Source organism: Nocardioides stalactiti, from assembly GCF_014180715.1.
In the GTDB taxonomy this organism is placed as follows: domain Bacteria; phylum Actinomycetota; class Actinomycetes; order Propionibacteriales; family Nocardioidaceae; genus Nocardioides; species Nocardioides stalactiti.
Map to the genome: position 1 here is coordinate 1 of NZ_JACEFC010000134.1, position 10018 is coordinate 10018.

The window sequence follows — 10018 nt, forward strand, 5'->3', positions numbered from 1 at the left end:
GGCCGGCCGGCGTCGAGGCGAGCGAGGAGCAGGAGGTCCTCGACCAGCGCCGTCATCCGGTCGGCCTCCTCCTCGACCTTCGCGAGCGCGGTCGCCGCCGCCTCGGCGTCGCTACGGCGGCGGGCCAGCTCGGTGTAGCCGGCGATCGTCGTCAGCGGGGTGCGCAGCTCGTGGCTGGCATCGGCGACGAACTGGCGTACCTGCTGCTCGCTGCGGTGCCGCGCGTCGAGTGAGGACTCGACGTGGGCGAGCAGCGTGTTGAGCGCCTGGCCGACCTGGCCGACCTCGGTGGCCGGGTCGGTGAGGTGGTCCGGCACCCGCTCGATGGCGCCGATCTCGCCGGAGTCGAGCGGGCGCGCGGCCACGGCGTGCGCGGTCGCCGCGACCTCGTGGAGCGGCTGGAGCTGACGTCGAACGACGAGGCTGCCGCCGAGCCCGGCCAGCAGCACTGCGAGCGCGCCGAGGCTCAGCTCCCATCGCACCAGGGAGCCGACGGCGTCGTCCACCTCGTCGGTCGGCAGCCCGGTGACGACCAGGCCCGTCTCGTCGACGGCGACCCGGTAGGTGCCCTCGCCGGGGACGTCGACCTCGTGGACGCGACGGTCGTCCGGGACGTCGGCCAGCAGCTCGACCGCCCGGTCCGAGAGCGGCTCCTCCTCGCCGAACCGGTCGGCGAGCACCCAGCCCTCGTCGAGCTCGGTGAGGACGACGATCGTGCCGGGCTCCTGGTTGCCGATCTCTCGCTCGAAGCCGTCCGGCGGAGGGAACGGCATCACGACGGGACCGCCGTCGACCGGGCCGCGGCCGGCGCGGTCGGTCGACCCGAGCACCTTCGCGTCGAGCTGGTCGGTGAGGTAGTCGCGCATCGCGACCGTCGTCGCGACCGCGATCAGGCCCGCAACGAGTGCGACCAGCGCCACCGACGTGAGGACCAGGCGGCTGGTGAGGGTGCGGGGGAGTCGCATCGTGGCCTCGGAGCCGTCTCAGGTGGCCGGCTTGAGCACGTAGCCGGCGCCGCGCATCGTGTGGATCATCGGGTCGCGCCCCGCGTCGATCTTGCGGCGCAGGTAGGAGATGTAGAGCTCGACGATGTTGGCCTGGCCGCCGAAGTCGTAGTTCCAGACACGGTCGAGGATCTGGGCCTTGCTGAGCACCCGCTTCGGGTTGCGCATCAGGAAGCGCAACAGCTCGAACTCGGTGGCCGTCAGGTGCACCTCCTCGCCAGCCCGGACCACCTCGTGGGAGTCCTCGTCGAGGGTGAGGTCGCCGACGGTCAGCAGCGAGCTCGACTGCCCGACGGCGACGCCGGCTCGTCGTACGAGCCCGCGCAGGCGCGCGACCAGCTCCTCGAGGGAGAACGGCTTCGTGACGTAGTCGTCACCGCCGGCGGTCAGCCCGGCGACGCGGTCCTCGACGGCGTCGCGGGCGGTGAGGAAGAGGACCGGTACGGCGGGCTCGGCGGCCCGGATCCGGCGCAGCACCGCGAGCCCGTCGAGGTCCGGCAGCATCCAGTCGAGGACGACGACGTCGGGCCGCGCCGCCTTGGCCGCGGCCACGGCCTTGGACCCGGTGTGCGCCACGTCGACCGTCCACCCCTCGTAGCGCAGCGCCATTGCGATCAGCTCGGCGATGTTGACCTCGTCGTCGACCACCAGCACGCGCACCGGCGTCCCGTCCGGGCGGGTGAGGTCCTCAGGGGTGAGCGCACCAGGGGGCATGCCGCCCAGTCTGGTGCTCCTCCCTGTGTGTTTCCTGTGTGCAGCCGAGTTGCCCACCTTGCGGGGCCGAGTTGCCCACCTTGCGGGGCCGAGTTGCCCACCTTGCGGGGCCGAGTTGCCCACCTTGCGGGGCCGAGTTGCCCACCTTGCGGGGCCGAGGTGTCATGGGAGCCGCGTGGCCTGCGCACAGGCGGGCCACAGGTACGGCGGTCACGGTGAGCGGCATGGACGAGAACCAAGACCCGAACGAACCTGTCGAGCCCGCCACCCCCGACGCTCCTGCTGACGAGGCGGTCACTCCGGGTGCCGCGGCGCCGATGGACGCACCCGCGGCTGAGCGCGCTGCTTTCGACTCCGCCCCGGCCGACACCAAGCCGGGCTGGTGCGACCGCACCTTCCGCTGGCGGGCGGTTGCAGCAGTGGCGTTGGCCGGCGTGATCCTCGGCGCCACCGGCGGTGCGCTGACCACGGCGCTCTTCGCGCACGACGGACGGGGTGACCGCGGCGAGCACCACCGGATGGAGATGCCGTTCCAGCGGGGCGTCCCGCCGATGATGCCCCCGGGCGGCCGGCCGGGCTTCCCTGGCGGCGTGCCGGGCGACGGCAACCAGGACGACACCCAGAGCTGATCGCCGCGTCAGGCGATTCTTGACCCAAGAGGCTCGTCGCGTCGTACGATCCCGTTCGTCCGATCGGACACGACACGGGGGGATCTCGGATGGACGGCGTACGAGCGCGCACGCGCGCACTGGTACTCACGGTGATGGGCGCTGTCGTCGGCGCCGGGCTGGCGGCGGCGCCGTCCCAGGCGGCGGAGGGCGACCCGGTCGTCACCTGGCCGACCGCCACGCGCGTCAACCCGACGACCACGAGCTATCCCCTGACGATCACCTACGCCGGTTCGGAGTTCCTGTTCCTGACCCTGGCATCGGGACCGGTCTTCGCGACACAGGTGTTGCCTTCGAACGGGACCGTCGACGTGCAGTTCTCCGACTTCGACGGGCTTCACAACCTGACGGTCGTCGTGTGTCCGACGGCGTCGTACGACGCCGTGGCGTGTCGGTCAGTCGGATCGACGCACCGGGTCCAGGTGTACGACGAGCTGGTGGCGTCCTTCGTCACACGCCTTGACGAGCGCGGCCCCAACGCCGTGTTTCCGATCACGATCCGACCCGAGACGCGTCCGGTCGATGTCACCTGGGAGGTCGTTCCGGCGGCCGAACCAGGTTCGTCACCAGTGGCGACGGGATCGGAGTCCGTCGTGCCGGGCGACGTCCTGCCCGCCCTTGGCGCCAACGAGGAAATGTCGCACGGTGAGCGGTACCTCTACCGCGTCACGATGAGTGGGGACTCCGGAGAGTTCGGGCTTCTTTCAGGCGTCGGCGAGATGGCGTTCACGTGGGACGGCGTCGTCGAGACGAGCGGGCTGCAGTTCGACGTGTCGGACGCGTTCTTGAACAAGGCTGTCCGGGACGTCGAGGTCTTCTACCCGGTCGAGGACAGGTATGCAGACGGATGGCGGGACACGGTCTTCTTCCGCGACACGGTGCCCTACGAGGAGTTCGCGACCTGGGAGACCTCCATCGCCGCCGCAGACGGCACACTGGTGATCGACGACGCCGGGGGTGAGTGGGACGGCCGTGATCCCTCCACCGGTCGAGTGCTTCCGGAAGGCGCCTACACGGTCAGCAGGCGCGCGACGGACAAGTACGGCAACGTGGGCAGCGACGAGCGGGACATCTGGATCTCCCATGACCAGCTCGTCAGAACGACGTGGACGGCCAAGGTGTCCCCCAAGGAGTCCTTGATCGACAAGTACGTCGGACGCTGCGGTGCCATCAAGGTGCCAGCCCGTCGCGCCTGGCGGGGCTCCATCGGTCTTCGGTCGAGCACGGCCGGGCCTCGCTGCCGAACCCTCGAGTCCCAGTCGGTGACGGCTGTCCACGGGATCTACCTGCCGAAGAGCCCGCTCGGGCGATACGACCGCTACGACAACCTGCGCGTCGGGGTGTACGGCGGCGGCGCGGGCCGCGGCTCGAACTACCTGGTGCAGTGGCTCTGGTCGCGCGACAAGAAGTGGGTCGGGCGGTCCCAGTTCGGCCGGAACCTGACGCTCCACCAGGGTCAGCGGATGGGCGCCGGCTCCGTGCTCGGCGACGAGGACAAGGAGAGCCCGTACGTGATCTGGTCGTCCGGCCTCGCCGAGGGCTCGCAGTACGACATCAAGTACTACTCGGTCTCCGTCCGTTACTGGGCGATCCAGTGATGCGATCGGCCCGTTCGCGGGCGGAACGCCTGCTCGTGCTGATGGCGGCTTCGGTCCTCGGCGCCGGCCTTGCGGCCGCGCCGTCGCAGGCGGCGGAGGGCGACCCGGTCATCACCTGGCCGGAGGTCACGGTGTTCGACCCCGCGAACGTGACCTACGAGATCGGGACGCAGTACGACGGTCCGGACTTCCTGTTCCTCCAGGCCTCCCCGGCGGGTGCCACGGATGCATCGTTGCGGCCGTTGCCGCGGGAGGGCACGACCACCATCACGTTCGACGGCGACTACGACGGACAGGTCGGTCTCGGCGTCCTGCGGTGTCCCGTCGACGACCCGCGGTCGTACCGCTGCACACGGGTGGGTTCGTACCACTACCTCGGCGTCTACGACGAGGTCGTGGCGACCGTTCAGGGGCGCGCCCTCCGGGGCCCGGGGAACCCGTTCCTCGTCGAGGCGGCGCCCGCTGGCGACCACGGGTTCGACATCGACTGGGAGGTCGTCCCCGCCGGCCAGCCGGACTCGACGCCCCTCGTCTCGGGGAGCGCGCATGCCGAGGCCGGCTGGCGGTTCGAGCTGGCGCTGCCGGAGATCGGGCAGTCCGGTGCTTTGGTCCACGGTCAGCGCTACCGCCTCCTGATGACGATCCGAAGCGAGGGCGAGTACATCGGTTCGGTCGAGGGGGCCGCCGCCACCGAGTTCGAGTGGGACGGGGAGAACGCGACGAGGAACGTACGGTTCCTCGTCAGCGACCAGGTCCTCGGTGAGACGTTCAACGACCCCGAGGTCTTCTACCCGGCCGTCGATCCCACGGTTGAGTGGCGAGACGACGTGCGGTTCCAGGTGCTCAAGGACGAGCCGGAGGTCATGAAGGAGACCGTGGTCACCGTGACCGACGAGGCGGGCGAGCTTGTCGTGTCGCGGACCTTCTCCACCGCGGGCGGGCAGTGGGACGGCCGCGGAAGCGATGGTCGCATCGTGCCGGCGGGGTGGTACGACCTCGAGGTGACGGTCGTCGACAAGCAGGGCAACGAGGCGACCTTCACGCATCAGATCAGGGTCTCGCTGGAACGGTTGGCGCAGGTGCGGAAAGAGATCCCGCTCTCACCTCGCCGCACGCTGACGCACAAGTATGTCGGGCGATGCGCGTCAGTGGAGTCGCCGGCGCGCGCCGCGTGGTCGGGCTCGATCGCCCTCCGTTCGACCCGTACCGGCTCGAGGTGCAAGGACCCGAGGGACCAGTTCGTGCAGACGGTGCACGGGTTCTATCTCCCGTGGAGCCCGGTGCAGAAGCGCGAGAACTTCGACCTGATCCGGGTGTGGACGTACGGCGGGGCCGCTCGTCCGGCGTCGCTGCTGCACCTGTACTGGATGCGCAGCGAGAAGTGGGCCGGATACAAGAGGTTCGACAACGAGCAGGGGTGGAACCCTGGCTTCCAGGTCGGGTCGAACGTCGTGCACTGGGACAGCGAGGCCCAGCGCTACTTCGTCCTCTGGACGCTGGTGCTCGACAAGGGCGAGCGTTATGACGTCAAGGAGTTCAGGTTCGCGGTCCGCTACTGGAAGCTTCTCCCGCCGCGCTCATAGCGACCGACCGACTGGTTCGCGTCGCTCGCAGCGACCAGGGACAATGGCCCACGCTGTGAACATCACCTATCCGCCGGACCTGCCGGTCAGTGCCCGTCGCGAGGACATCGCGGAGGCGATCCGCGACCACCAGGTCGTGATCGTCGCGGGGGAAACCGGGTCGGGGAAGACCACGCAGCTGCCGAAGATCTGCCTCGAGCTGGGTCGGGGGTCGGTGGACCCGGCCGACCCGCGGGGGCGGCCGCGGATGATCGGGCACACGCAGCCACGGCGGATCGCGGCGCGGGCGGTGTCCGAGCGGATCGCGGAGGAGCTCGGCACCGAGCTGGGGGACCTGGTCGGCTACCAGGTCCGGTTCACCGACCGCACGTCGAAGGCCAGCCGGATCAAGCTGATGACCGACGGCATCCTCCTCGCCGAGCTGCAGCGGGACCGGATGCTGCGCCGCTACGACACGATCATCATCGACGAGGCCCACGAGCGCAGCCTCAACATCGACTTCCTCCTCGGCTACCTCCGCCAGCTGCTGCCGAGGCGCCCCGACCTCAAGCTGATCATCACCAGCGCGACGATCGACCCCGAGCGTTTCGCCGCGCACTTCGCAGATCGCGACGGGAAGCCCGCGCCGATCGTCGAGGTGTCGGGTCGCACCTATCCCGTCGAGATCCGCTACCGGCCGCTGATGGAGGTGCCGGAGGAGGACGACGAGGGCGAGCCGATCGTCCGGGACCAGACCGAGGCGATCGTCGACGCGGTCAAGGAGCTATCCGGCGAGGGTCCGGGCGACGTCCTCGTGTTCCTGCCCGGGGAGCGTGAGATACGTGACACCGCCGAGGCGCTCGCCCCGCTCGGCGAGGGCGTCCGGGGGGTCGACGTGCTGCCGCTCTACAGCCGGCTTTCTGCTGCCGAGCAGCACCGGGTCTTCGCGCCGGCGCGCTCCAGCCGTCGCCGCGTCGTCCTCGCGACCAACGTCGCGGAGACCTCGCTCACCGTGCCTGGCATCCGGTACGTCGTCGACACCGGCGTCGCTCGCATCTCGCGGTACTCCGCCCGTACCAAGGTGCAGCGGCTGCCGATCGAGGCGATCAGCCAGGCCTCCGCCAACCAGCGGTCGGGCCGCTGCGGCCGGGTCGCGGCCGGCGTCGCGATCCGGCTCTACAGCGAGGACGACTTCGAGGCCAGGCCGGAGTTCACCGACCCCGAGATCCTTCGCACCAACCTCGCGTCCGTCATCCTCCAGATGACCGCGCTGGGGCTCGGCGACATCGCCCGGTTCCCGTTCGTCGAGCCGCCCGACCGGCGCAACGTCCAGGCTGGCCAACAGCTGCTCGAGGAGCTCGGGGCGATCCGGGGACAGCGGCTCACCCCGGGCGGCCAGCGGCTCGCCCGGCTGCCGGTCGACCCGCGCCTGGGCCGGATGCTCATCGAGGCCGAGCGCCTCGGCTGTGTGCGCGACGTCCTCGTCATCGTCTCGGCGCTCTCCCTCCAGGACCCGCGGGAGCGCCCCGGCGCCGACCAGCCCGCCGAGCGGGCGCGGGCCGACCAGGCGCACGCGCGGTTCAAGGCCGAGGGCTCGGACTTCCTCGGCTCGCTGAACCTCTGGCGCTACCTCAAGGAGCAGCAGCGCGAGCTGTCCGGCAGCGCCTTCCGCCGGATGTGCAAGCGCGAGTACCTCCACTACCTGCGCGTCCGCGAGTGGCAGGAGTTCGAGAGCCAGCTGCGCCAGGTCGTCAAGGAGATGAAGATCCGCGTCGAGCCGGCGGGCGGCGAGCCGGACGCGGACGGCATCCACCAGGCGCTGCTGTCCGGGCTCCTCAGCCACATCGGCCTCCTCGAGGAGCGCGAGAAGCCGCGGCCTGGCCAGAAGCAGCAGCGTCGCCCAGGCCCGCGGGAGTACCTCGGCGCCCGCGGCGCGAGGTTCGCGATCTTCCCCGGCAGCGGCCTGGCCCGCAAGAACCCGCAGTTCGTCATGGCCTTCGAGCTCGTCGAGACCGGTCGCCTCTGGGCCCGCCAGAACGCCACCATCCAGCCCGAGTGGGCCGAGCGCCTCGGCGACCACCTGGTCAAACGCACCTACTCAGAGCCGCACTGGTCCCAGAAGCGGCAGTCCGTGATGGCCCGCGAGCGGGTGACCCTGTACGGCGTCCCGCTCGCCGCAGACCGGCTCATCGCCTACGGCAAGGTCGATCGCGAGCTGTCCCGCGAGCTCTTCATCCGGCACGCGCTCGTCTACGGCGAGTGGGGGACGCGGCACCAGTTCTTCCACCACAACCGCAAGCTCCTCCAGCAGGCCGAGGAGCTCGAGCACCGGGCCCGACGCCGCGACCTGGTGGTCGACGAGCACACGCTGTTCGACTTCTACGACGCGCGGGTCGGGGCAGAGGTCGTCAGTGGCGCGCACTTCGACCAGTGGTGGAAGGGCGCTCGACGCGAGCGTCCGGACCTGCTGACGTTCGACCCGGCGATGCTGACCCACGACGCGGCAGCCGAGGTCACGGCACAGGACTACCCCGAGCGGTGGGTGGCGGACGGCGGCCTGACGTTCGACCTGGCCTACCACTTCGAGCCCGGGGCGAAGGACGACGGCATCACCATCGACGTACCGGTCGCCGTCCTCAACCGGGTGGGCGACGAGGACTTCTCGTGGAACGTGCCGGGCCTGCGCGAGGAGCTCGTGGTCGAGCTCCTGCGCAGCCTCCCCAAGCAGCTGCGGGTGAACTTCGTCCCCGCCCCCAACACGGCGCGCGCGTTCCTGGCCGCCGTCCCGGCCGGCGACGAGTCGCTCCTGGACGCCCTCGAGCGCTACCTGCGGTCGACCACCGGCGTCCACGTCCCGCGCGACGCCTGGGGTCTCGGTGCGCTCCCGGCCCATCTGCGCCCGACCTTCCGGGTGGTCGACGAGAAGGGCCGCGAGCAGGCCCGCGGCAAGGACCTGGCTGCACTGAAGGCGCCGCTGCGGCCACGCTTCGAGAGGGCGATGGCCGAGGTCGCGGCGGACAGCGGCGTGGCGCGGTCCGGCGAGACGACGTGGGCGTTCGGTGAGGTCGCGGCGACGGCGACGTGGACCCGGGCCGGGCACGAGGTCGAGGCGTTCCCCGGTCTGGTCGACGAGGGCGCGTCGGTGGGGCTCCAGGTCTTCGGCTCCGCTGCCGAGCGCGACGCCCGGCACCGGCTCGGCCTGGTGCGGCTGCTCCTGCTCGGGCTCGGCGACGCTCCCGTCAAGGGCCTGGTGGACGGCCTGTCCAACGAGGAGAAGCTGCGGCTCACCGGGACGTCGTACCCCTCCGTCCAGGCGCTCGTCGCCGACTGCCTGCGGGCCGTGGTGGTCGACGCCGTCGACGCCGCGCAGGACAAGGAGATGCTCCGCACCGAGCAGCAGTACGACGCCCTACTCACGGCTCTGCGCGCCGGTGCGGCGGGCGCGGTCCGCGGGCTGGTGCCCGACCTGCTGCGCGTGCTCGACGCCCACCGCGAGACGGATCGGTTGCTGAGCGGGCGCGCGGAGATGGTGCTGCTACCGGCCCTCTCGGACATGCAGGCCCAGGTGGGGCGACTCGTCCCGCTCGGGTTCGTCGGCGACGCGGGCGCCGCCCAGCTGCGCCGCTACCCGGTCTATCTCGCGGCGGTCCGGCGCCGACGTGAGCAGCTCGGCGAGAGCGGGATGGCGGTGGTCCGGGACCGCGAGTGGCTGGATCGGGTCCAGCCGCTCCAGGACGCGTACCTGCACCGGGTCGAGGCGCTGCCGGACGGTCGCCCGGCGGGCGCGGCGCTGCGGCAGGTCCGGTGGCAGCTCGAGGAGTTCCGGGTGTCGTTGTGGGCGCCACAGCTCGGCACGGCCGGCAAGGTGAGCGACGTCCGCATCCGCAAGCTCCTCGACTCCGACCCGTAGTCTGAGCCGATGGGAGAGGGAGAGCGGCCGCACCACCGGCCGATCGCGCGAACGGCGAGCTTCTTCGACGCTTTCGCTGCCGGGAGCGATCCCGAGCTTCTCCAGGAGGCGGCCGACCGGGCCGCGACCCTGCTCGTCCGCGGCGCGCGCGAGAGCGGTGACGACGCGGTCGCCGACCGTCTCGTCCACCTGGCCGACACCGAGGGCATCGAGGCGATCGCCGAGGTGTGGTCCGGCTCGGCGCCCGACTCCCTGGCCGGGTGCCTGTGGCGGCTCTACCTGCTGCGGTCCTGGGTCTATGCCGATCCCGCCGGGGTCGCCCGCGAGTTCGAGGCCGGCCGCTCGGCCGCACAGTTCGCCCGGGTGGTGGCAGGTGTCGCCGACCCGCCCGGCCCCGACGAGCTGCGCGCGATGATCGACACGGTGCTGCGCGGCATCGTGGCCGGAGACTTCGCCGACGTCCTGTTCCGCGCCGCCGCGTTCGCCCGCGTCGTCGCCACCGGCCGTGCGTCGCTGCCGGGCAGCGACGACGGCGTCCGCCGGATGCTGGGCCTCGCCGAGC

7 protein-coding genes are annotated in these 10018 nt (G+C 71.3%); 5 read left to right on the forward strand and 2 right to left on the reverse strand.

What is annotated here, in order from left to right; genetic code table 11:
• Both H0487_RS19590 and H0487_RS19595 read right to left on the reverse strand, forming a co-directional pair.
• Positions 1 to 965: histidine kinase dimerization/phospho-acceptor domain-containing protein (locus H0487_RS19590; RefSeq protein ID WP_183095912.1), on the reverse strand; the 965-nt coding region annotated here is incomplete at its 3' end.
• Positions 966 to 983: 18 nt separating this feature from the next.
• The gene (locus H0487_RS19595) at positions 984 to 1718 is read right to left on the reverse strand and encodes a response regulator transcription factor (protein WP_183095913.1); all 735 of its coding nucleotides are present in this window, start codon (positions 1716 to 1718) and stop codon (positions 984 to 986) included.
• A gap of 224 nt (positions 1719 to 1942) precedes the next feature.
• Here H0487_RS19595 and H0487_RS19600 point away from each other — a divergent pair, with 224 nt between their 5' ends.
• The 5 genes from H0487_RS19600 to H0487_RS19620 all read left to right on the forward strand — a co-directional run.
• On the forward strand, positions 1943 to 2347 hold the full coding sequence (locus H0487_RS19600) for a hypothetical protein (protein ID WP_183095914.1): 405 nt from the start codon (positions 1943 to 1945) through the stop codon (positions 2345 to 2347).
• 89 nt (positions 2348 to 2436) lie between these two features.
• On the forward strand, positions 2437 to 3984 hold the full coding sequence (locus H0487_RS19605; RefSeq protein WP_183095915.1) for a hypothetical protein: 1548 nt from the start codon (positions 2437 to 2439) through the stop codon (positions 3982 to 3984).
• Positions 3984 to 5567 (forward strand): flagellar hook assembly protein FlgD, encoded by a 1584-nt coding sequence (locus tag H0487_RS19610; protein WP_183095916.1) that lies wholly within the window; start codon positions 3984 to 3986, stop codon positions 5565 to 5567. Before H0487_RS19605 ends, H0487_RS19610 begins: the two co-directional genes overlap by 1 nt.
• A 43-nt stretch (positions 5568 to 5610) precedes the next feature.
• On the forward strand, positions 5611 to 9456 hold the full coding sequence (hrpA, locus tag H0487_RS19615; protein WP_183095917.1) for an ATP-dependent RNA helicase HrpA: 3846 nt from the start codon (positions 5611 to 5613) through the stop codon (positions 9454 to 9456).
• 9 nt (positions 9457 to 9465) lie between these two features.
• On the forward strand, positions 9466 to 10018 hold a 553-nt coding region (locus H0487_RS19620; RefSeq protein WP_183095918.1), incomplete at its 3' end, for a hypothetical protein.

Excerpts from the sequence above, each read along its gene's own strand:
- H0487_RS19595 (WP_183095913.1), bottom strand. The coding sequence starts at position 1,718 with ATGCCCCCTGGTGCGCTCACCCCTGAGGACCTCACCCGCCCGGACGGG.
- H0487_RS19600 (WP_183095914.1), top strand. The coding sequence starts at position 1,943 with ATGGACGAGAACCAAGACCCGAACGAACCTGTCGAGCCCGCCACCCCC.
- H0487_RS19605 (WP_183095915.1), top strand. The coding sequence starts at position 2,437 with ATGGACGGCGTACGAGCGCGCACGCGCGCACTGGTACTCACGGTGATG.
- H0487_RS19610 (WP_183095916.1), top strand. The coding sequence starts at position 3,984 with ATGCGATCGGCCCGTTCGCGGGCGGAACGCCTGCTCGTGCTGATGGCG.
- hrpA (WP_183095917.1), top strand. The coding sequence starts at position 5,611 with ATGGCCCACGCTGTGAACATCACCTATCCGCCGGACCTGCCGGTCAGT.